Source organism: Marinobacter persicus, from assembly GCF_002934325.1.
Lineage (GTDB): Bacteria > Pseudomonadota > Gammaproteobacteria > Pseudomonadales > Oleiphilaceae > Marinobacter > Marinobacter persicus_A.
On sequence record NZ_PTIV01000020.1, the window covers coordinates 46,500 to 69,180 of the forward strand.

Sequence of the window (22,681 nt, forward strand, 5' to 3'; positions counted from 1 at the left end):
CAACGCGCGCGGAAGGGAATTATTGTTTGCTGGGAAACCGCACCACGTCGTCGCCTTCCTGCCACGGTTGGTATTTGACCATGGTCTGTTTGAAGGTCGGATGCTCCAACCACTCTCTCAGCCATTGCTGCAGATTCGGATAAGGCAGATCGTAAAACGTCTCCCGATCCACGTGCGCGAACTGACGTACAAACGGCAGGATGCCTATATCCGCGATACTGACGGCCTCACCCAGCAGATACCGGCTACTGGCCAGCAAATTCTCCAACTCCTGCAGAAACACTTCGCCCTTCTGGCGGTATTCCAGTTGGCTCAATTCCGGGTGACGATCGGCGTACTTATAGCGATCGAGCCAGTGTTTGAATTCGGTGTCGTTCCGTTCCATCAGGGCGTTCGCCCCGGCCAGGTCGACGTTCCGCAAACCCTGTGGATCATTCTGCTGCAGGGCCCATTCCAGTATTTCCCGGCTTTCCTCGATAACCGGTCGGTTGCCATTGTGGTCTTCGGCGAGTTCCAGCACGGGAACCGTGCCCTTGGGGCTGATGGCAAGCATCTGCGCCGGCTTGTTTTTCAGGACGATTTCCCGCAGCTCCACTTCCAAACCGGCAAACAGGATGCCTAGCCGGGCACGCATGGCGTAGGGGCAGCGACGGAATGAGTACAAACGAGGCAGAGAGTCGATGATGACGCACCTCCTGACTGAATTAGCTGAAACGGGAAACGGATGCGGGAGGCTTTTCGAAAGGGAGAGATTGCAGCCCCGGACACGAGTCCGGGACTGCTGAACAGCAGGTTTACTTGACCTTCGGGTCCAGCTCGCCAGCCGCGTAACGCTCGAACATGCCTTCGAGGTTGATCGGCTTAATCTTGCTGGCGTTGCCAGCTGTACCGAATGCCTCATAACGGGCAATGCACAGATCCGTCATGGCCTTCATGGAGGCTTTCAGGTATTTGCGCGGATCGAACTCGGCCGGGTTTTCCGCCAGGAAGCGACGGATCGCACCGGTAGAAGCGAGGCGCAGATCGGTGTCAATGTTCACCTTACGCACGCCGTGCTTGATGCCTTCCACGATTTCCTCAACGGGCACGCCGTAGGTTTCCGGGATCTCGCCACCGTATTCGTTGATGATCTTCAGCCAATCCTGGGGCACGGAGCTGGAGCCGTGCATGACCAGATGGGTGTCCGGAATGCGGGCATGGATGGCTTTGATCTGGTCGATGGCCAGGATGTCACCTGTCGGCGGACGGGTGAACTTGTAGGCGCCGTGGCTGGTGCCGATGGCGATGGCAAGCGCGTCAACCTGGGTTTTCTTGACGAAGTCGGCCGCTTCTTCCGGATCGGTCAGCATCTGGCTGTGATCCAGTGTGCCTTCGGCACCAACGCCGTCTTCTTCGCCGGCCTGGCCGGTTTCCAGGGAGCCCAGGCAGCCCAGCTCGCCTTCGACGGAAACGCCACAGGAGTGCGCCATTTCCACGGCGCGACGGGTGACGTCGACGTTGTATTCGTAGCTGGTCGGGGTTTTACCATCTTCACCCAGGGAGCCGTCCATCATGACGGAACTGAAGCCCAGCTGGATAGAACGCTGGCAAACGCCGGGGCTGGTGCCGTGGTCCTGGTGCATAACCACGGGAATGTGCGGCCATTCTTCGATGGCGGACAGGATAAGGTGGCGCAGGAACGGCGCGCCGGCGTATTTGCGGGCACCGGCGGAGGCCTGGACAATCACCGGGGAGTCGGTTTTGTCGGCGGCTTCCATGATGGCGCGCATTTGTTCCAGGTTGTTGACGTTAAAGGCGGGTACACCGTAACCATGCTCGGCGGCGTGGTCGAGTAGTTGCCGCAGCGATATCAGGGCCATGGGTTTTCTCCTTCGTTCTCTAAGATGTTTGGGGGCAGACCGGATTGTCGGAGTCTGCTGCAGAGGGAGGGGGAACGGTTTCGCGGAACCGCTACTAGCACATCCATGTGCGCTTCTCTCAGGCCATCCATGGCCTTCGAAATTCCGCGAAACCGTTCCCCCTCCCTCTTTGCGATTCTGGCTTTTATGGTTTGCCGCCGACGTTTTTGGGCGGCAATCCCCTTAGTTTCCGCGTTCTTCCAGTACAGCTACCGCTGGCAGGGTTTTGCCTTCCACGAATTCCAGGAAGGCGCCGCCACCGGTGGAGATATAGGAAATCTTGTCAGCTACACCGTATTTGTCAACGGCAGCCACGGTGTCACCGCCGCCGGCCAGGGAGAATGCGTCGCTTTCGGCGATGGCCTCGGCGAGGGCTTTGGTGCCGCTGCCGAACTGGTCGAATTCAAACACGCCCACCGGACCGTTCCACAGGATAGTCTTGGCGTTTTTCAGCAATTCGGCAAACTGACCGGCGGTTTCGGGGCCCACGTCCAGGATCATGTCGTCGTCGGAGACGTCGGAGATGTTCTTGGTGGTGGCGGTGGCGGTTTCGGCGAATTCCGGGGCGACCACCACGTCTACCGGCAGCGGGATTTCGACGCGGCTGGCGATGTCTTTAGCGGTGTCGATCAGGTCGTGCTCGCACAGGGATTTGCCCACCGGGTGGCCGGCGGCAGCCAGGAAGGTGTTGGCGATGCCGCCACCCACGATGATCTGGTCACAGACTTTTTCCAGGGCGTTGAGCACATCCAGCTTGGTGGAGACCTTGGAGCCACCAACGATAGCCACGACCGGCTTGGCCGGGTTGTCGAGGGCCTTGCCCAAAGCGTCGAGTTCGGCGGCCAGCAGCGGGCCGGCGCAGGCTTCGGGGGCGAACTTGGCGACACCGTGGGTGGAAGCCTGGGCGCGGTGGGCGGTGCCGAAGGCGTCCATCACATACACGTCACACAGGGCGGCGTACTGTTTGGACAGATCTTCGTTGTCTTTCTTTTCGCCCTTGTTGAAGCGGACGTTTTCGAACAACACGACTTCGCCGTCGGCGACTTCAACGCCATCCAGGTAGTCTTTGATCAGGCGCACTTCCTGGCCCAGCAGGCCGGAGAGGTGTTCGGCCACGGGTTTCATGGAGGAGGCTTCGTCGTAAACGCCTTCTTCCGGGCGACCGAGGTGGGACATCAGCATGACTTTGGCGCCGGCGTCTTTGGCCGCCTTGATGGTTGGCAGCGAGGCGCGGATGCGGGCGTCGCTGGACACTTTGCCGTCTTTTACCGGCACGTTCAGGTCTTCACGGATGAGAACCCGCTTGCCAGCGAGGTCCAGGTCGGTCATTTTTTTGATGGCCATAATCGCAGTTCCGTTATTTGAAATTGTCAGGAAAATCCGGGAGAGGGGCTACTGTGTCTTCCCCAGCCAACACCGGCTCACATCCAGCATCCGGTTGGCAAATCCCCATTCATTATCGAACCAGCACAGCACTTTCACCATGGTGCCGCCGGTCACTCGTGTCTGGCCGCCGTCGACCACGCCGGAATGGGCATCGTGGTTGAAGTCTGAGCTGGCCAGTAGTTCGTCGGTATAACCGAGTATGCCTTTCAACGATCCGTGCGCCGCCTGTTGTAGCAAGCTATTCACCGAAGTCACGTCGGTGCTTTCGCGCACATTGACCACCATGTCGATGGCAGACACGTTCAGCGTGGGCACGCGCATGGCCACGGAGCTGAATTTGCCTTTCATCGCCGGCAGCAGGCGTTCGATGCCCCGTGCCAGGCCGGTGTCCACCGGCACGATGTTGTGCAGGGCGCTGCGGGTTCGGCGCAGGTCCTGGTGGTGGTAGGCATCGATCACCGGCTGGTCGTTCATGGCGGCGTGGATGGTGGTGGTGCTGCCCTGCTCGACGCCAAAGGCCCGGTCCAGTTCGTGAATGACTGGCACCAGGCAGTTGGTGGTGCAGGAAGCGGCGGCCACGATGCGGTCCGAGGCGTCCAGGTCGGCTTCGTTGACACCGAAGACCACGGTACGGTCCACGTCGGATTCGGCCGGCTGGGAGAACAGCAGGCGTTTGGCGCCGGAGTCCAGATGTTTCTCGGCCATGGCTCGATCGGAAAAGGAGCCGGAGCACTCCAGCACCAGGTCCACGTCCAGCAGGCCCCAGGGCAAATCTTCCGGGTCCGCGTGGCGCAGCACGCGGATGTGATCGCCGTTTACCACCAGATCGCTGCCGTCCACCGACACTTCGCCCTGGAACCGCCCGTGGGTGGAGTCGTAGCGGGTCAGGTGGGCGATGGTGTCGATGTCGGAAAGTTCGTTGATCGCGACCACTTGTAGATGGTCGCGATAGCCGTTTTCATAGAGTGCCCGCAACACGCACTGGCCGATACGCCCATAGCCGTTGATGGCAACTCGAAAAGGCTTGGCTCGGTTCATCAGGCGTCCAGCAGTTCGTCGGCCACTTCCAGGATGTTGTCGACGGTAAAGCCGAATTCCTTGAACAGCTCACCGGCCGGAGCGGATTCGCCGAAGGTGGTCATGCCCACCACCCGGCCGTCGAGGCCCACGTACTTGTACCAGTAGTCGGCAATGCCCGCTTCCACGGCGATGCGGCTGGTGACTTCCAGCGGCAGCACCTGCTGCTTGTACTCGGCGCTCTGGGCGTCGAACACGTCAGTGGATGGCATGGAAACAACACGGACGGCTTTGCCCTGCTCCCGCAGCTTGGCGGCAGCGTCTTGAGCCAGGCCTACTTCGCCACCGGTGGCGATCAGGATCAGCTCGGGCATGCCTTCGCTGTCAGACAGGATATAACCACCCTTGGCCACGTTGGCCAGCTGCTCGGCGTCACGCTGCTGGTGCGGCAGGCCCTGACGGGAATAGACCATGGCGGTCGGGCCGTCGGTGCGTTCCAGGGCAGATTTCCAGGCCACGGCGGTTTCCACGGTATCGGCCGGGCGCCAGGTGCTCATGTTCGGCGTGGTGCGCAGGCTGGCCAGCTGTTCGATGGGCTGGTGCGTGGGACCGTCTTCGCCCAGGCCGATGGAGTCGTGGGTGAACACGAAGATGGAACGCTGCTTCATCAGCGCGGCCATGCGTACGGCGTTGCGGCAGTATTCCATGAAGATCAGGAAGGTGGCGCCGTAAGGCACCAGGCCACCGTGCAGGGCGATGCCGTTCATGATCGCGGCCATGCCGAATTCGCGCACGCCGTAGTAGATGTAGTTGCCGGAGGCGTCGTCTTTGCTCAGGCCCTTGCAGCCGGACCAGATGGTCAGGTTGGAGCCGGCCAAATCGGCGGAGCCGCCCATCAGTTCCGGAAGCAGCGGGCCGTAGGCGTTCAGGGTATTCTGGGAAGCCTTACGCGAAGCTACGGTCTCGCCCTTGTCCTGGCACTCCTGGATATAGGCCTGCGCCTTCTCGGAGAAGTCCGCCGGCAGCTCACCGCTCATGCGACGCTTGAACTCGGCAGCCAGTTCCGGCTCGGCTTCCTCGTAGGCAGCCAGCTTGGCTTCCCAGGCGCTTTGCGCGGCGGCGCCTTTTTCTTTCGCGTCCCAGCCGGCGTAGATTTCAGAAGGCACTTCGAACGGACCGTATTCCCAGCCCAGCTGTTCACGGGTCAGCTGTACTTCGTCTTCACCCAGTGCCGCGCCGTGGCAGGATTCGGTACCCTGCTTGTTGGGGGAACCAAAACCAATGATGGTCTTGCAGCAGATGATGGTGGGCTGCTCCGTGTTGGCGCGACCAGCCTCGATGGCTGCACGCACGGCTTCCGGATCGTGGCCGTCAACCGCCGGGATCACCTGCCAGCCGTAGGACTCGAAACGCTTGGGCGTGTCGTCGGTGAACCAGCCGTCCACTTCACCGTCGATGGAGATGCCGTTGTCGTCATAGAAGAAGATCAGCTTGCCCAGGCCCAGAGTGCCAGCCAGGGAGGCCACTTCGTGGGAGATGCCTTCCATCAGGCAGCCATCGCCCAGGAACGCGTAGGTGTAGTGGTCCACAATCTCGTGGCCCGGACGGTTGAACTGGGCGGCCATCGCTTTTTCCGCCACGGCGAAGCCAACGGCGTTGGCAATGCCCTGACCCAGCGGGCCGGTGGTGGTCTCAACGCCCGGCGTATAGCCGTATTCCGGGTGGCCCGGAGTTTTGGAGTGCAGCTGACGGAAGTTCTTGATGTCGTCAATGCTAACGTCGTACCCGCTCAGGTGCAGCAGGGAATACTGCAGCATGGAGCCATGACCATTGGACAGCACGAAGCGATCGCGGTTAGCCCAGTGCGGGTTGGCCGGGTTGTGGCTCAGGTAATCGTTCCACAGCACCTCGGCGATATCCGCCATGCCCATGGGCGCACCCGGGTGGCCGGATTTGGCTTTCTGAACCGCATCCATGCTCAGCGCGCGAATGGCGTTGGCGAGATCTTTACGGGACGGCATTGACTATTCTCCAGTGGTTTTCAGGAAAAAAATGACTTTTCAGAGGGGCTTGGATGCACCTCTGTTTAGCTGGTCAAAAATAAAGCGCGTATTTTCGCTGATTAGGGTATGCGGGGGCAAATGCCAACGCCATAAATCTATATCAAAAAATTTTGATATGGATATTGAATAACCAAACCAAGCCTCCTAAACTGCGCTCTATGACATCAACCAGCACTACCGAACCTGCTTCGTCCTCCGTGGACGACTTGGCACCGATCTTCAAGGCGAGCGGAGACCCGCTGCGCTTGGAGATTCTGCGCGTGCTGCGCCGGGACACCTTCGGGGTACTGGAACTGAGCCAGCTGTTTGATATGCGCCAGTCCGGCATGAGCCACCATTTAAAGGTGATGCACAAGGCGGGACTGCTGGAGCCGCAGCGCGAAGGCAACGCCATTTTCTATCGCCGGCCGCTGAACCTGAACACCGACAAGCTGACAGACCTGGCCATCCGCCAGATTTTCGAAACCGTGGACCGGGCGCCGCTGCCCGTTCAGCTGGAAGCCAACATCGAGTCCATCCGGGAACAGCGGGCGGAACAATCCCGGGCCTTCTTCGCCCGGCACGCTGAGCAATTTCGGGAACAACAGGAGTTGATCGCAGCTTTCGATCTGTACGCGGAGCCAACCGCCGATCTGATCCGCAAGCGTCACGCCCGCGAACACTGGCAGAGCGTGCTGGAAATCGGCCCGGGTGAAGGTGGCTTCCTGCCGGTGTTGGCAGAGCTGTTTGAGCAGGTGGTCGCGGTGGACAATAGCCAGGACATGCTGGCCAAGGCCTCTGCCACCTGTCAGGCGACAGGGCTGAATAACGTGGGATTGATCGAGGGAGTCACCGACACCGTTCTGGCAAACGGCCAAACCTTCGATCTGATCGTCGCCAACATGGTGTTGCACCACGTACCCAGCCCCGCCGACATTTTTCTGGATGCGGCGGCGCTGATGAATTCTGGTGGCTGCTTCATTGTCAGCGACCTGTGCAGCCACGATCAGGACTGGGCCAAGGACAACTGCGGCGACCTGTGGCTGGGCTTCGAACCCGAGGAACTGACCGCCTGGGCGGCGGACGCGGGCCTGGAAGCCGGAGAACAACTTTTTATCGGCCTGCGCAACGGCTTTCAGGTGCAGGTCCGGGAATTCTGGAAACAACAATAGATTGCAAACGCTCAACGAGGAGCAAACCTATGTCTGACTACAGCATTTTTACTTCCGAATCGGTCTCCGAAGGCCATCCGGACAAACTGGCTGACCAGATTTCTGACGCGGTTCTGGACGCCATCCTGACCGAAGACAAGCACGCCCGCGTAGCCTGTGAAACCATGGTTAAAACCGGCGTGGCCATCGTTGGCGGTGAGATCACCACTAACGCCTGGGTCGACCTGGAAGACCTGGTGCGCGGCGTGATCAAGGACATCGGCTACACCTCCTCAGACGTGGGCTACGACGGCGACACTTGCGGCGTGATCAACATCATCGGCAAGCAGTCTGTTGATATTGCCCAGGGCGTTGACCGCCAGAAGCCGGAAGATCAGGGTGCGGGCGATCAGGGCCTGATGTTCGGCTTTGCCAGCAACGAAACCGACGTACTGATGCCGGCCCCGATCAACTTCTCGCACCGTCTGGTGCAGCGCCAGGCCGAGGCCCGCAAGAGCGGCCTGCTGCCGTGGCTGCGCCCGGACGCCAAGAGCCAGGTCACCTGCCGCTATGAAAACGGCAAGGTTGCAGGCATCGACGCGGTGGTACTGTCCACCCAGCACGACGAAGACGTGACCCAGGAAGACCTGAAAGAAGCGGTGATGGAGCTGATCGTCAAGCACGCCCTGCCGGCCGAACTGCTGCACAAGGACACCCAGTTCCACATCAACCCGACCGGCAAGTTCGTGATCGGCGGCCCCGTTGGCGATTGTGGCCTGACCGGCCGCAAGATCATCGTCGACACCTACGGCGGCATGGCGCGCCACGGTGGCGGCGCGTTCTCCGGCAAGGACCCGTCCAAGGTGGACCGTTCCGCGGCCTACGCCGGCCGCTACGTGGCCAAGAACATCGTCGCCGCCGGTCTGGCCGACAAGTGCGAAATCCAGGTGTCCTACGCCATCGGCGTGGCCCAGCCCACCTCGATTTCCCTGAATACCTTCGGCACCGGCAAGATCAGCGACGAGAAAATCGTCCAATTGGTTCGCGACAACTTCGACCTGCGCCCGTACGCGATCACCAACATGCTCGACCTGCTGCACCCGATGTACCGTCAGACTGCGGCCTACGGCCACTTCGGCCGTGACCCGTTCGAGATGACCGTGGGTAACGACACCTTTACCGCGTTCCCATGGGAAAAGACGGATCGCGCGGCCGCGCTGAAAGACGCTGCTGGAGTTTGACTCTGGCCCGGCCCGCTACCTTTATGGAGGGTAGCGGCGCCGAGGTAAGTCTTTCGGGGACACGCTACAAGCACATCCATGTGCGCTTGTTTCGGGCCGTCCATGGCCCTCAACAGTCCCCAAAAGACTTACCTCACCACCGCTTCAGAACAAGTGGTGAGGGCTTATCGAATTAAAAACAGCCGTCGATTTAAGTAACAAGGCTACATCAAGTATTCCGGCGTACCGGAGATGGCAAGCGCCAACAGTTTGAATGAGGAGATGGGGAACGTCTTTCGCGGAATTTCGAAGGCCATGGATGGCCTGAGAGAAGCGCACAGGGGTGAGGCAAGCGTTTATGAAGCGGAGCTTCATGCGCAGCCGAACGACAGCAATCTATGATTGCTGGCCGGACCCCGAAGGGGTGCTTGTAGCGGTTCCGCGAAAGACGTTCCCCATCTCCGCCGACACCCATACAAGCGGTACCCAAAACTGGTTCCGGGACCGCAGAAAAAGGCTAACAGGAGAACACCATGAGCACTCCGAACAACTTCGACGACTACAAAGTCCGCGATATCGAACTCGCCGACTGGGGCCGCAAGGAAATCAAGATTGCCGAGGGCGAAATGCCGGCCCTGATGGCCCTGCGCGAGAAGTACAAGGCCGAGCAGCCGCTGAAAGGCGCCAACATCATGGGCTGCATCCACATGACCATCCAGACCGCCGTGCTGATCGAAACCTTGATTGAGCTGGGCGCGAGCGTTCGCTGGTCTTCGTGCAACATCTTCTCCACCCAGGACCAGGCGGCCGCCGCCATCGCCGCCCAGGGCATTCCCGTGTTTGCCTGGAAAGGTGAGACCGAAGAAGAGTACGAATGGTGCCTGCACAAGACTGTCGGCGCGGATGTGGACGGCTGGGAGCCGAACATGATCCTGGACGACGGCGGCGACCTGACCGAGCTGCTGCACAACGAATACCCGGCCATCCTGAACAACTGCCACGGCGTGACCGAAGAGACCACCACCGGCGTGCACCGCCTGCAGGAAATGCTGCGCGATGCCACCCTGAAGGTGCCGGCCATCAACGTGAATGACTCAGTCACCAAGTCCAAGAACGACAACAAGTATGGTTGTCGCCACAGCCTGAACGACGCCATCAAGCGTGCCACCGACCACCTGATGTCCGGCAAGAAGGCCCTGGTGATTGGTTACGGTGACGTAGGCAAGGGCTCTGCCCTGTCCCTGCGCCAGGAAGGCATGATCGTGAAGGTCACCGAAGCTGACCCGATCTGCGCCATGCAGGCTTGCATGGACGGCTTTGAAGTCGTGTCCCCGTATATTGACGGTATCAACACCGGCACCGAACAGGGCATCAACACCGAGCTGCTGGGCAGCACCGATCTGCTGGTGACCACCACCGGTAACGTGAACGTGTGCGACGCCAACATGCTCAAAGCCCTGAAGAGCGGCGCCGTGGTGTGCAACATCGGTCACTTCGACAATGAAATCGACACCGCCTTCATGCGCAAGAACTGGGAGTGGGACGAGGTCAAGCCGCAGGTCCACGTGATCTACCGTGACAAGGCCGCCAACGACCACCTGATCCTGCTGTCCGAAGGCCGCCTGGTGAACCTGGGCAACGCCACGGGTCACCCGTCCCGCATCATGGACGGTTCCTTTGCCAACCAGGTGCTGGCGCAGATGTACCTGTTCGAGCGCAAGTTCGGCGACCTGCCGGAAGATTCCAAGGCCAAGGGCGTTTACGTCCAGGTGCTGCCCAAGCAGCTGGACGAAGAAGTGGCCCGGGCCATGGTCGAGGGCTTTGGTGGCGTGATCACCAAGATGACCCCGGAGCAGGCGCAATACATCGGCGTGCCGGTCGAAGGCCCGTACAAGCCGGAAACCTACAGGTACTAAACGGAAGCACCCATGGAATCCCAGAAGCAATTCAAGCGCCGCTTCAGCTTCGAATTCTTCCCGCCCAAGACGGACAAGGGGCGGGAGAAGCTGCAGAACGTGCGCAATCAACTGGCCGAGGTGAACCCGGATTTCTTTTCGGTCACCTTCGGCGCGGGCGGCTCCACCCGGGACCGCACCATCGAGACCGTACTGAGCCTGCACAGGCAGGGCATTTCCACGGCGCCGCACCTGTCCTGCGTGGGTGGCACCCGCCAGGAAATCGGCGAACTGCTGGATCTGTATAAAGAGAACGGCATCAACCGGATCGTCGCCCTGCGGGGCGACATGCCCTCGGGCATGGGCGCCTCCGGTGAGTTGCGCTACGCCAACGAGCTGGTGGAATTCATCCGGGAACACAGCGGCGATCACTTCAACCTGGAAGTGGCCGCCTACCCGGAATTCCATCCCCAGGCCCGCAGCGCCGAGGATGACCTGAAGAACTTCGCGCGCAAAGTACAGGCCGGCGCCAACAGTGCCATCACCCAGTACTTTTTCAATGCCGACAGCTACTTCTACTTCATCGACCGGCTGGAGAAGATGGGTGTCACCATTCCGGTGGTGCCGGGCATCATGCCCATCGTCAACTTCTCCAACCTGGTGCGTTTCTCCGACATGTGCGGGGCGGAAATCCCCCGCTGGATCCGCAAGCAACTGGAAGCCTACGGCGACGACAGCGAGAGCATCCGCCAGTTCGGGGAGGAAGTCGTTACCCGCATGTGTGAAAAGTTGCTGGCCGCCGGTGCGCCGGGCCTGCACTTCTACACACTGAACCAGGCCCAACCCAGCCTTTCCATCTGGGAAAACCTGGGCATCAGTGATCGGGAAAAAATCGCCTTCTAAGCATGCCCTTACTCCCTCTCCCTGGCCTTCTCCCGCCAGCGGGGAGGGCCTCGCTCCCGAAACCCCTCCCGCCCCCTCTTCTCTAACCTGCTGATTTACTGCAAATCCATTACAACTAGTCTAAGGTATAAGTGTTGCAATCCAATCAACACGTTCCGTATGGCTGGACAACGTGATCCGTTGCCGTCATGGCCGCTTCGTCGGCAAGCGGAGCCCATAAAGAAGAAAGGAGCACACATGAGCACGAAATGGCTTAAAACACTGGGCGCCGGTCTGGCACTGTCTGTTGCCACCACCGCGGTCAGCGCAGAAACCCTGAAGGTGGTCACCGACCCCAGCTTCGTTCCCTTCGAAATGATGGACCAGGAAACCGGCGAAATGATCGGTTTCGACATGGAAATCATTGCCGAGGTTGCGGCGCGCGCAGGTTTCGATTACGACCTGCAGACCATGGACTTCAACGGCATTATCCCGGCTCTTCAGACCGGTAACGTGGATGTTGCGATTGCTGGCATCACCATTACCGAAGAGCGGGAGCAAATCGTCGATTTCTCCGATCCGTACTACAACTCCGGTCTGCGCATTCTGGTGCGTGAAGGCAGCGACATGGACGAGCTGAGCGACCTGGAGGGCAAGAAAGTCGGTACCAAGATTGGCAGTACCTCCTACGACTACCTGATGGCTAACCTGGAAGACGACGACGGCGTAACTCCCTACCCGGGCAGCTCCGACATGTACATGGCCCTGATGTCTGGCGCCGTGGATGCTGTCTTCTATGACGCTCCCAACGTGGGCTACTTTGCCCGTACCAAAGGCGAAGGCAAAGTCACCACCGTTGGCAAGCTGTACGAAGGCCAGCAGTATGGCATCGCCCTGGTTGATGGCAGCAAGTGGGTTGAGGAAGTCAACGATGCACTGGCATCCATTAAGGAAGATGGCACCTATAAAATGATCTACGAGAAGTGGTTCGGCCCCATGCCTGAAGACGGCATGTAACACCGAGCCCATGTTCAATGCCGGGGCGCCCGCCCCGGCGGTTTTTGACATTCAGGAGCCTTTGATCAATCACAAATCAGAGGCCCCTTAACCTCCTGCGGAGGCACTGCCTGTGGAATTCCAGTTTCAGTTTGACTGGCAAGCAGCCATCGACTCGATCCCCTATCTCGCCAAAGGGATCCCCTACACCCTGTTGATCTCTTTCGGCGGCCTGCTCATTGGCTTTGTGCTGGGCATCATCTTCGGCCTGCTGAGCATCAACAAGAACCGGTTCCTGCGTTGGCCGGCAACCGCGTACATCGAAATTTTCCGGGGCACCCCTATCCTGGTTCAGGTGCTCTTTATCTTCTACGGCCTGCCCGACCTCATCGGCGGCCCGATCGATCCTCTGACCGCTGGTATTGCGGCTATTGCGTTAAACTCCGGCGCCTACATTTCCGAAGTGGTGCGCGGCGGCGTGCAATCCATTGACAAAGGCCAGACCGAAGCCGGCCTGTCCCTGGGCCTGTCCCGGACCCAGACCTTCTGGTCCATCATCTGGCCCCAGGCATTCCGGCGCATGATTCCACCACTGGGTAACCAGGCCATTGTCAGTATCAAGGACACTTCCCTGTTCTCGGTGATTGGCGTGGGCGAACTGGTTCGCCAGGGCCAGGTGTACATTGCCAACACGTTCACCGCCTTCGAGGTCTACTTCGTGGTGGCCATCATGTACCTGGCGATCACGCTGTCCCTGTCTCTGGTTCTGCGACTGCTTGAGCGTCGCGGCGTAGCCTCTGTCTGAAGGAACTCGATCCATGACTCAGATTGTAAAAATGAAGGGCATGAACAAGTACTTCGGCAAGCTGCATGTCCTCAAGAACATTGACCTGACGGTTGAACAAGGTGAAGTAGTGGTGATTATCGGCGCCAGTGGCTCCGGTAAATCCACCCTGATCCGCTGCGTTAACGGCCTGGAAGAATTCGAATCCGGCTCCGTGGAAGTCGACAGTCATCCATTGGCACCCAAGGGTGGTAACCAGAAAGCACTGACCGAGATCCGCAAGGAAGTGGGCATGGTGTTCCAGCAGTTCAACCTGTTCCCGCACCTGACCGTGCGCAAGAACATCATGCTGGCCCCCATGAAGGTGAAGGATGCCTCCCAGGTGGTGGCCAACGCTACGGCCGAGCGTCTGTTGAACCGGGTGGGTATCGGCAACCAGGCCGACAAATACCCCAGCCAGCTCTCCGGGGGCCAGCAACAGCGTGTGGCGATTGCCCGCGCTCTGGCGATGGAGCCGCGGCTGATGCTGTTTGACGAGCCCACCTCGGCCCTGGACCCGGAAATGATCGGTGAAGTACTGGATGTCATGCGGGAACTGGCCAAGGAAGGGATGACCATGATGGTGGTGACCCACGAGATGGGCTTCGCCCGGGAAGTGGCGGACCGGGTCATCTACATCCACGAAGGCCAGATTGTGGAGGAAGGCAAGCCCCACGATGTCTTCGACAACCCGCAAAACGAACGCACCCAGTCGTTCCTGTCACGGGTTCTGGCGCACTGAAACTGCGGTGGACAGCTCAGGATTCCGGGCTGTCCACCAGCCGGGCCCGTACGCGAGGCAATTGAGCCGGGTAGTGGTCCCGGATAAACGCAATCAACCCCTCCCGAACCTTGCAGCGCAAATCCCAGTTACGGGTAGAGTCCGACGCGCTCATCAGAAAACGTACCTGCATAGCCTGGTCACTGGCATCGGTTACCTGAACCGTCGCCAACTGGCCATCCCAGAGGTTTGATTCTGCCAGTAGCCGCTTGAACTCTTCGCGCAGCGGTTCGATCGGCATGGTGTAATCCACCCAGATAAACACGGGCCCCAGCAGTTCCGAGTTATTCCTGGACCAGTTCTGGAAGGGATTCTCGATAAACCACTGCAGGGGAATCACCAGGCGCCGTAAATCCCAGACCCGGACCACCACGTAGGTGGCTGTGACTTCCTCCACCCAGCACCACTCGCCCTGCACGTGCAGCACATCATCAATGCGGAAAGGCTGGGTCAGGGCAATCTGCATCCCAGCCAGCAAATTGCTCAGCACCGGGCGCGCCGCAAAACCCAGTACCAGGCCACCCACACCAGCCGAGGCCAGCACGCTGGCTCCCATGTGCTGCACCGACTCGAAAGTCATCAGCGCCGCGCCGAAACCAATAATCACAATCAGGATATTCAGAGCCCGCACCAGAAAGCGGGTCTGGGTTTCCACTTTGCGTGCCCGCTTCCACTGCCCCTCCAACACTGGATTCAGGGCAACAATCACCTCGCCAATGGCCGAGGTCAACCGCACCGACGCCCAGGTCAGGGAAAGCACCAGCAGCAGGGCGGTCACGTGCTGAATGGCGGGCATCAGCGGCAGGTCCGCTGGCGCCGCCTTGAGAGCACCGGTCAGGGCCAGCAGACAACAGACCACCCCAAGGGCTCGGGCTGCGGCGTCCAGGAACAGACGAATCACCGCCCTGGAGCTGGAGAAATGGCGAAAAACCGCGAGGGCCAGCCGATAAACGGCGTAGGTTGCCATCACCGTCAAAATGGCCGACAACCCTGGCCAGAGCCAGCTCTGTAGGCCGGTCTGCAACGATTCCAACATGTGCCCTCCCGAGCGCCCCAATGATTTTAACCGGGAGCATAGCGGGGGATTACCTCATTGTCAGGGGGTTACGCCAACTTCGGCATCAATCCTGGTGTAACCTGAGAAGCTCACACTGAACCACGAGACTCACTGGCAACGTATTTACAGCATCGAAACAACACAAAGGACTTGATTGACCATGCCGCTCCAGACCCAGGATCACGATAGGCATCCCGTTTCCGCATCATGGGATACACTGCCAAAACTACTCAGGACGCCCAGACTGGACGGTAACGACCCGGAAGCCAAGCGTCGGGAAATCGCACAATACTTCACCAACACCTTCGACGTTTACACCCGGCTTTTCGACTGTCTTGCAGACGACCAGGGCTACTTCCAGAAATCCATCCCACTGCGTCACCCGCTGATTTTCTACCTGGGCCATACGGCAACATTTTTCATCAACAAGCTGGTACTCGCCAAGCTGTTGCCCGAGCGCATCGATCCGAAGATGGAATCTACGTTTGCCGTTGGCGTGGACGAAATGAGCTGGGATGACCTGAACGAAGATCACTACGAATGGCCCAGCGTGGCTGAGGTCATGGACTACCGGGCCAAAGTGCGAGCCAAGGTGCTGGAGCTGATCGAATCACTGCCATTGAATCTGCCCATCGACTGGGACAGCCCCTGGTGGCCCATCGTCATGGGTATCGAACACGAGCGTATTCACCTGGAAACATCGTCAGTCCTGATCCGCCAGCACGACCTGGCCCGGGTCCGGCAGCAACCGGCCTGGGCGCCGATTCGCGAGACCGGTGAAGCACCGGAAAACACATTAATCAAAGTCCCGGGCGGCACGGTGCGTATCGGCAAGCCCTATGACGATACGTATTACGGCTGGGACAACGAGTACGGCGACCATGAGGAACAGGTGGAAGCCTTCAAGGCCAGCGAGTATCTGGTCAGCAATCAGGAATTCCTGGCCTTTGTGGAAAACGGTGGTTATCAGGACAAACAGTACTGGAGCGACGAAGGCTGGGGTTGGCGTTCCTTTGCCGAAGCCACGCATCCAACCTTCTGGTGCTGGCGCAACGATGGCTGGCACCTGCGGCTGATGACCGAAGAAGTCACCATGCCCTGGGACTGGCCGGTGGAGGTGAACTACCACGAGGCCAAAGCCTTCTGTGCCTGGAAACAGGAGCAGACCGGCAAATCCATCCGCCTGCCCACCGAGGACGAATGGTATCGCTTGTGCGAAGAAGCCGGCGTGCAAGAACTGGATGAGAACCCGGCCAACGCCAATCTGCACCTGGACCACGGCGCGTCTTCCTGTCCGGTCACCCGCTTTCGTCATGGCCAGTGGTGCGATGTGGTGGGCAACGTCTGGCAATGGACAGAAACCCCAACCTACCCGTTCGACAACTTCAAGGTGCACCCGCTGTATGACGACTTCACCACGCCCACGTTTGATGGCGAGCACCAGTTGATCAAGGGCGGATCCTGGATTTCCTGCGGCAACGAAACCCGCCTGGCTTCGCGCTATGCCTTCCGGCCGCACTTTTTCCAGCACGCCGGCTTCCGCTATGTCGAATCCGAGGCCGAAGCGCCAAAACCCAATGCCTATTACGAAAGCGACCGCTTACTGACGGAGTACGCCGAGTTCCATTTTGGAGACAACTGGTACGGCGTGGATAACTTCCCGAAAGCTCTTGCGGATTTGTCCCTGGAAGCCATGAAGGGCAAGCCTACCGGCAAGGCACTGGATTTGGGCAGCGCCTGCGGGCGCGCAAGCTTCGAGCTGGCGCGGGTGTTTGACCACGTGGATGGCGTGGACTTCTCGGCCAACTTTATTCGCCTGGGGGTGGAAATGGCGGAACAGGGCTCGGTACGTTACTCGCTGGCCGAAGAGGGCGAACTGGTGAGCTACCACACCCGCACACTCCAGCAATTGGGATTGGAAGACACTGCGGGCAGGGTCACTTTCCAGCAGGGCGACGCCTGCAACCTCAAACCCCAGTTGACCGGCTACGACCTGGTACTGGCCGCCAACCTGATTGACCGGCTGTACAAACCGGCACGCTTCCTGGATAGCATCCACGAACGCATCAACGATGGCGGCATTCTGGTGATTGCCTCGCCCTACACCTGGCTGGAAGAGCACACGCCAAAAGAAGAGTGGATCGGTGGTTTCAAGAAAGACGGTGAGAACTACACCACCCTCGATGGCCTGAAGGACCACCTGGGTGCGCACTTCCGCATGGTGGGTGAACCAAGGAAAGTGCCGTTCGTGATTCGCGAAACCCAGCACAAGTTCCAGCACACCCTGTCTGAAGTGACCGTCTGGGAGCGTTTGCCAAGCTGAGAAGCCCAACGCTCCATGGCTCAGGTGCCGCCAGCCACCCGACTCAAACTTTCCGACGAAGGTGGGGATTGAGTCGGGTTTCTTCGGCTCGCCGTTAACTGTAATATTCGCGCAGGTTAACAGCGAACAAACACCAGACCGGAGATTCCCATGCGTAATGCCGACCTCGTTGCCCGCGACCTGAAATCCGTATGGCACCCCTGCACCCAGATGAAAGACCACGAATCCCTACCCCTGATCCCGGTCAAGCGGGGCAAAGGCGTTTGGGTGGAGGATTTCGAGGGTAATCAGTACATCGATGCAGTCAGCTCCTGGTGGGTCAACCTGTTCGGCCATGCCAACCCGCGCATCAACAATGCCATCATGGAGCAGGTGAACAATCTCGAGCATGTGATTCTGGCCGGCTTCACGCATGAGCCAGTGGTGGAACTCTCCGAGCGCTTGATTGAAGTGACCCCCGAGGGCCTGAACAAGTGCTTCTACGCCGACAATGGCTCCTCGGCCATCGAGGCGGCCCTGAAGATGAGCTACCACTACTGGAAAAACCACGGTAAGCCGGGCAAGAAAAACTTCGTGAACCTGTCCAACAGCTACCATGGGGAAACCCTGGGCGCACTGGCCCTGGGCGATGTCGCCCTGTACAAGGACACCTACCAACCGCTGCTAATGGAAGTGCTCACCGCCCCCTCCCCGGATGCCTTCAACAAGGAAGCCGGCGAGACCGACGAAGAGTACGCCCTGCGCCAGTTCGAGGCCATGGAGCAGTTGCTGGCGGAAAAGCACGAGGAAATCTGTGCCGTGGTGGTGGAGCCGTTGATCCAGTGCGCCGGCGGCATGCGCATGCACCATCCGGTCTACCACACCAAACTGCGCGAAGCCTGCGACCGCTATGGCGTGCACCTGATTGCCGATGAAATTGCCGTGGGCTTTGGCCGCACCGGCACCCTGTTCGCCTGCGAGCAATCCGGCATCACCCCGGATTTCATGTGCCTGTCCAAGGGCCTGACCGCCGGCTACCTGCCCCTGTCCGTGGTGCTGACCACCGATAACGTCTACGACGCCTTCTACGACGACTACGAAACCCTCAAGGCCTTCCTGCACAGCCACAGCTACACCGGCAACCCCATTGGTTGCGCCGTGGCGCTGGCCACACTGGACATCTTCCGGGATGATAACGTGATCGAGAACAATCGTCGGCTCTCGGCCTGCATGGCCGATTCCGTGGCGCACCTGGCCGATCACCCCAACGTGGGCGATATCCGCCAGCACGGCATGACCATGGCTGTGGAAATGGTGAAGAACAAGGCGGACAAAACGCCCTTCCCCTGGCAGGAACGCCGGGGCCTGCGGGTGTACCAGCATTCCCTGACCCGGGAAGCCCTGCTTCGCCCGCTGGGCAATGTGGTGTATTTTATGCCGCCGTACGTGATCACCGAAGAGCAGATCCGCCACCTGGGCCAGGTGGCCAGCGAAGGCATCGACATCGCCGTGGCGGACTGACCAGCACACAAGGCCATCAAAAAAGGAACAGCCCTTCATGCGCACACCCCGAATCTACACGGATTCACCCCTGGCAACGGGCACCAGCTGTGAGCTGGATGATAAAGCCGCCCAGCACGTCGGGCGGGTGTTGCGCATGCAGCCGGGGCAGGCGCTGGTTCTGTTCAATGGCGACGGCCGTGACTATGAAGCATCCATTACCTCCGCCAGCAAAAAACACGTGGAGGTGGAAATCACAGCCGAGGTGGGCACAAACACCGAGTCTTCCCTGGAAGTGGTCCTTGGGCAGACCCTATCCAAGGGCGATCGCATGGATTACGCGGTGCAAAAAGCCGTGGAAATGGGCGTCAGCCGCATTGTCCCCCTGAGCACCGAACGCTGTGACGTGAAACTCAAAGGCGACCGGGAAGACAAGCGCCTGCGCCACTGGCAACAAGTGGCCATCAGTGCCGCCGAGCAGTGCGGCCGGGCTCGGGTGCCGGAGATCCTGCCGGTCATGTCCCTGCCGGAATGGCTGGACTACAGTGAGGGCTGTGACCTGCGTCTGGTGCTGCATCATCGCACCGAGCAGCGTCTGGACACCCTGGCCAAACCGGCGTCAGTGGCTCTCATGATTGGGCCAGAGGGCGGGCTATCGGCCGACGAAATAGCCCAGGCCGAGGGCCGTGGTTTCCTGCCAGTTGCACTTGGCCCCCGGGTATTGCGCACTGAAACGGCGCCGGTGGCTGCAATGGCGCTTTGCCAGTGGTTATGGGGTGACTTCTAGCACCTTGGCCACTGTGCAGTCGTGCCCGGCACCACTATACTGACCAAAGAGCCCGTCATTTCTCGCGACATGCTGATTCGGAGGCATGGATGTCAGGTTTTTTCTCCTGGATAACAGGCTTGCTTGGACGCCCCAAAGCCGCAACGCCAAAGGCGGCGGAGCCCCGGCTTTTTAACCCACCCGACTCCGATGATGAAGGTTGGTCCAACAGCCAACTGGCGCTTCAGCTGGAAGAGCATCTGTTCAGCTGGCTCATGGATGCAGAGCTCCATAAGCTCAATGCCGCCCCCAAAGATGCAGACCCGCGCCTGGAGGAACTTGAACGACGCCTGCACCGCCGGGACATGAAGGAACTCCCCCGCCAGCCCGGCAGCCTGCCGCAGCTGCTACAGGCCTTGTCCAGTGGCACCATCGAACGCCGGCAGATCACCAACATCATTCTCAGTGACCCGGCACTCACCGACCAGTTATTGCAGATAGCCAACAGCCCTTTTTTTCGCCGGGGCGACCATCACATCGAATCGGTGGACCAGGCGGTGTTTGTGCTCGGCATTGATGGTATCCGGAGTGTCACCGCAGCGGCGGTTATACGACCCATGATGGCCGCCCGAAACAGCCGTGAAGCCCTGTTCGCCCAAAGAGCCTGGCGCTGGGGGCTGACCTGTGCCCGGGCGACGGAAATGGTGGCGAAATGCCATGGCGATGACACCAGCGCGCACTTTGTGGTGGGCCTGATGCCGGCGCTGGCCTATCTCACCATTCGGCGGGAATTGGCCCGAATCGGCCGGAATTCCAGCACCGGGCCCGATCCGGACCCGGCGCTGTTGCGCCTGGCCCTGGCCCGGCAGCAATGGCCCGTGTGTCAGCTGCTGGCCAATGCCTGGGGCCTCCCACCCAAGTACCATGCCTGGCTACTCATTGCGGAGCGGCCCGCGCCCAGGCAGTCCCATTCGGCACTGACAGACGGTCTGCTGCTTGGCACCCGCGAAGTCCTCCGCCACTCCCGGCAAAGAAACCTGCCGGAGGAGGAGCTTTTCCAGCTTATCAATCTGCCACCGGAAAAGACCGAGCACATCAGCCAGAGTCTGGCCACCCTTCTGGAAGAAGGCAGAGCTTCCACTGCCCGGGTAAAATAATCACTCGCCATCAACCCCCTCTTTGGCTGCCCCTGACTGATCTCTGAGCAACTCTGCAAATGTGAGTTTCTCCTGGGCAACTGACCGCACCCGAAGCGATTCTGGCACCGCATCGTCGGGCAGGCGCGCCACGACCCTGTCCTCATCGCGGCGCACGGCGTCCAGAACACTACCAACAGTGATCAGATCCAGGGCCTTACCGGGTACCAACCGGTCCCCGTGATCCCCGGCCAGGTTCAGAACCCCGGCGCGAATCAGCTTGTCGCTGATCAACCGCGTTACTTCGCCGGGCACTCGTAAGGATTGCTCCAGGGTTTCCTGCTGAGGTGCCGGCTCACCACGACTAAACGGCTTTGCCGTCAGCCAGACCAGCGCCAGCCCCACCTGCTCCTGGAGTTCGGGAGACAACTGCACGTTCCGATGCTTGGCGACAGAGCTTGGGTTCTGCAGATAAAACGCGAGGCTTGCCCCAAGCAGCAGGATCATCCAGTTCAGGTAGGTCCAGATCAGGGCAAAAATACCGGCGGCAAAACCGGAGTAGATTGCTGCGTAACGGGTCGAATCAGCCACGAAAGAGGCGAACAGCATACTGGCCGCCTGCCAGGAGACGCCCGCAAGAATGCCCGCGAAAAAAGCATACCGAAGCTTCACGCGGGTATTAGGAATGAAGACATAAACAAAGGTGAAGGCCAGCACCACCAGGAAGAACGGGGTAAACCGGCTGACCAGCACAATGACCGACCCGAAGGGTTCGATCTCAATGACCTGCTGCATCAGCTCCGAGGAGAAGATCGAAGCGGTGACCCCGATGGCAGATACCATCAACAACGGCCCAATCATGATCACACTCAGGTAGTTGCTGAACCGTTGCGAGAGCGAGCGCATTTCCGGCACCCGCCAGATCATATTGAAGGAGCGCTCGATCTTCTGCACCAGGGAAATGACCGTGTAAATCAGCAACGCCAGGCCAACCGAGCCCAGAACCCCGACCTTCATGTTATCCACGAAGCCGAGGATGTTTTCGGCCATGTCCATGCCCTGGGGGCCCATGGGCTCGAAAAACTGATACAGGAACGGTTCCATGCGCTGGTGCGCACCCAACGCCTTCAACACCGAGAAACTGAGCGCCAATAGTGGCACAAGACTCAGCAGGGTGGTGTACACCAGGCTCATGGCATGCAGGGTCAGCTGACCATTGGCCACGTCCCGGATCAACGCGTAGGCGGTGCGCGCCGCCTTGTACAGCCAAGTCCAGGGCCAGCGTTCCGGTGGATTGGGATTAGCAAGAATCCACCGTTCGAATTGATCAAATCGCTCTTTCAGCTGGATAGAGGCCACATAAAATCCTTTTCAGAAATGTCTTAATACAATAAGGATCAGCAGTTTATGGTGAGTATGGTCGAAAACCCTAGCCCGGATTTCTCATAAGGGGATAAAAGAAAGCGGCTGAAAGTGCTATAGTTTCAGGACCTTACACCGTTCACCAAGCACCAACAGCCGCTATCCAAAATGGTACCTGAAAAACTGACCTTCTCGCCACTCTCTCGCCGTCAAATTGAAGCCGATTTCTCCGGGGGTCACATCACCTCCGATGCCGGTTTGCTCCTGCTTCGCGAAGTCGACAAGCAACATAAGCTCACTCAGCGCCTGGCGACTGTTCTGAACGATGCCCGTAATCCGGTACTGGTTCGCCACAAGCTTCAGACCATGATCCGACAACGGGTCTTCGGCGTAGCTGCTGGATACGAAGACCTGAACGATCACGAGGCACTGCGTTTTGACCAGGCGCTGCAAACAGCGGTTGGCAA

19 protein-coding genes are annotated in these 22,681 nt (G+C 59.6%); 12 read left to right on the forward strand and 7 right to left on the reverse strand.

Annotated elements, in window-relative coordinates; genetic code table 11:
* Positions 1-19 precede the first annotated feature (19 nt).
* From BY454_RS11160 to tkt, 5 genes are all read right to left on the reverse strand, one after another.
* Positions 20-673: a glutathione S-transferase gene (locus BY454_RS11160; protein WP_258075633.1), complete on the reverse strand. Its 654-nt coding sequence runs from the start codon at positions 671-673 to the stop codon at positions 20-22.
* Positions 674-794: 121 nt separating this feature from the next.
* Positions 795-1,859 (reverse strand): class II fructose-bisphosphate aldolase, encoded by a 1,065-nt coding sequence (fba, locus tag BY454_RS11165; protein ID WP_104416618.1) that lies wholly within the window; start codon positions 1,857-1,859, stop codon positions 795-797.
* 222 nt (positions 1,860-2,081) lie between these two features.
* Positions 2,082-3,242 carry a phosphoglycerate kinase gene (locus tag BY454_RS11170; RefSeq protein WP_104416619.1) on the reverse strand — a complete coding sequence of 387 codons (1,161 nt, stop codon included), beginning with the start codon at positions 3,240-3,242 and terminating at the stop codon, positions 2,082-2,084.
* 48 nt (positions 3,243-3,290) lie between these two features.
* Positions 3,291-4,322 carry a type I glyceraldehyde-3-phosphate dehydrogenase gene (gene gap / locus BY454_RS11175; protein WP_104416620.1) on the reverse strand — a complete coding sequence of 344 codons (1,032 nt, stop codon included), beginning with the start codon at positions 4,320-4,322 and terminating at the stop codon, positions 3,291-3,293.
* On the reverse strand, positions 4,322-6,322 hold the full coding sequence (tkt, locus tag BY454_RS11180) for a transketolase (RefSeq protein ID WP_104416621.1): 2,001 nt from the start codon (positions 6,320-6,322) through the stop codon (positions 4,322-4,324). The genes gap and tkt overlap by 1 nt, the downstream gene beginning before the upstream one ends.
* Before the next feature lie 200 nt (positions 6,323-6,522).
* On the opposite strand from tkt, the gene BY454_RS11185 reads away from it, so the two are divergent.
* The 7 genes from BY454_RS11185 to BY454_RS11215 all read left to right on the forward strand — a co-directional run bounded on the left by BY454_RS11185 (position 6,523) and on the right by BY454_RS11215 (position 14,052).
* Positions 6,523-7,515 carry a metalloregulator ArsR/SmtB family transcription factor gene (locus BY454_RS11185; RefSeq protein WP_104416622.1) on the forward strand — a complete coding sequence of 331 codons (993 nt, stop codon included), beginning with the start codon at positions 6,523-6,525 and terminating at the stop codon, positions 7,513-7,515.
* Positions 7,516-7,544: 29 nt separating this feature from the next.
* Positions 7,545-8,735, forward strand: a complete 1,191-nt coding sequence (metK, locus tag BY454_RS11190; RefSeq protein ID WP_104416623.1) for a methionine adenosyltransferase — start codon at positions 7,545-7,547, stop codon at positions 8,733-8,735.
* Positions 8,736-9,247: 512 nt separating this feature from the next.
* The gene (gene ahcY / locus BY454_RS11195; RefSeq protein WP_104416624.1) at positions 9,248-10,630 is read left to right on the forward strand and encodes an adenosylhomocysteinase; all 1,383 of its coding nucleotides are present in this window, start codon (positions 9,248-9,250) and stop codon (positions 10,628-10,630) included.
* 12 nt (positions 10,631-10,642) lie between these two features.
* On the forward strand, positions 10,643-11,512 hold the full coding sequence (metF, locus tag BY454_RS11200) for a methylenetetrahydrofolate reductase [NAD(P)H] (RefSeq protein ID WP_104416625.1): 870 nt from the start codon (positions 10,643-10,645) through the stop codon (positions 11,510-11,512).
* Between the two features lie 237 nt (positions 11,513-11,749).
* Entirely contained in the window at positions 11,750-12,508 is a 759-nt protein-coding gene (locus BY454_RS11205) for a transporter substrate-binding domain-containing protein (protein ID WP_104416626.1), read from the forward strand.
* A gap of 112 nt (positions 12,509-12,620) precedes the next feature.
* Positions 12,621-13,292, forward strand: coding sequence for an amino acid ABC transporter permease (locus BY454_RS11210; RefSeq protein ID WP_104416627.1), 672 nt, complete (start codon positions 12,621-12,623; stop codon positions 13,290-13,292).
* Positions 13,293-13,305: 13 nt separating this feature from the next.
* Positions 13,306-14,052, forward strand: coding sequence for an amino acid ABC transporter ATP-binding protein (locus tag BY454_RS11215; protein ID WP_104416628.1), 747 nt, complete (start codon positions 13,306-13,308; stop codon positions 14,050-14,052).
* 16 nt (positions 14,053-14,068) lie between these two features.
* Here the strand turns inward: BY454_RS11215 and BY454_RS11220 are convergent, their stop codons facing one another.
* Positions 14,069-15,127 (reverse strand): mechanosensitive ion channel family protein, encoded by a 1,059-nt coding sequence (locus tag BY454_RS11220; protein ID WP_104416629.1) that lies wholly within the window; start codon positions 15,125-15,127, stop codon positions 14,069-14,071.
* 181 nt (positions 15,128-15,308) lie between these two features.
* Between BY454_RS11220 and ovoA the strand changes: the two genes are divergently transcribed.
* The 4 genes from ovoA (at position 15,309) to BY454_RS11240 (ending at position 20,873) form a co-directional block, all read left to right on the forward strand.
* Positions 15,309-17,471 carry a 5-histidylcysteine sulfoxide synthase gene (gene ovoA, locus BY454_RS11225; RefSeq protein ID WP_104416630.1) on the forward strand — a complete coding sequence of 721 codons (2,163 nt, stop codon included), beginning with the start codon at positions 15,309-15,311 and terminating at the stop codon, positions 17,469-17,471.
* 150 nt (positions 17,472-17,621) lie between these two features.
* Positions 17,622-18,971: an adenosylmethionine--8-amino-7-oxononanoate transaminase gene (locus tag BY454_RS11230; RefSeq protein ID WP_104416631.1), complete on the forward strand. Its 1,350-nt coding sequence runs from the start codon at positions 17,622-17,624 to the stop codon at positions 18,969-18,971.
* A gap of 37 nt (positions 18,972-19,008) precedes the next feature.
* Complete coding sequence (locus BY454_RS11235; protein WP_104416632.1) at positions 19,009-19,737, forward strand: 16S rRNA (uracil(1498)-N(3))-methyltransferase; 729 nt, start codon at positions 19,009-19,011, stop codon at positions 19,735-19,737.
* Positions 19,738-19,826: 89 nt separating this feature from the next.
* The gene (locus BY454_RS11240) at positions 19,827-20,873 is read left to right on the forward strand and encodes an HDOD domain-containing protein (protein ID WP_104416633.1); all 1,047 of its coding nucleotides are present in this window, start codon (positions 19,827-19,829) and stop codon (positions 20,871-20,873) included.
* On the opposite strand, the gene BY454_RS11245 is transcribed toward BY454_RS11240, so the two are convergent.
* Positions 20,874-22,211, reverse strand: a complete 1,338-nt coding sequence (locus BY454_RS11245; protein WP_104416634.1) for a YihY/virulence factor BrkB family protein — start codon at positions 22,209-22,211, stop codon at positions 20,874-20,876. It abuts the gene before it with no gap.
* A 171-nt stretch (positions 22,212-22,382) separates the two neighbouring features.
* On the opposite strand from BY454_RS11245, the gene BY454_RS11250 reads away from it, so the two are divergent.
* The coding region (locus tag BY454_RS11250; protein ID WP_181049617.1) for a transposase at positions 22,383-22,681 on the forward strand (299 nt) is incomplete at its 3' end.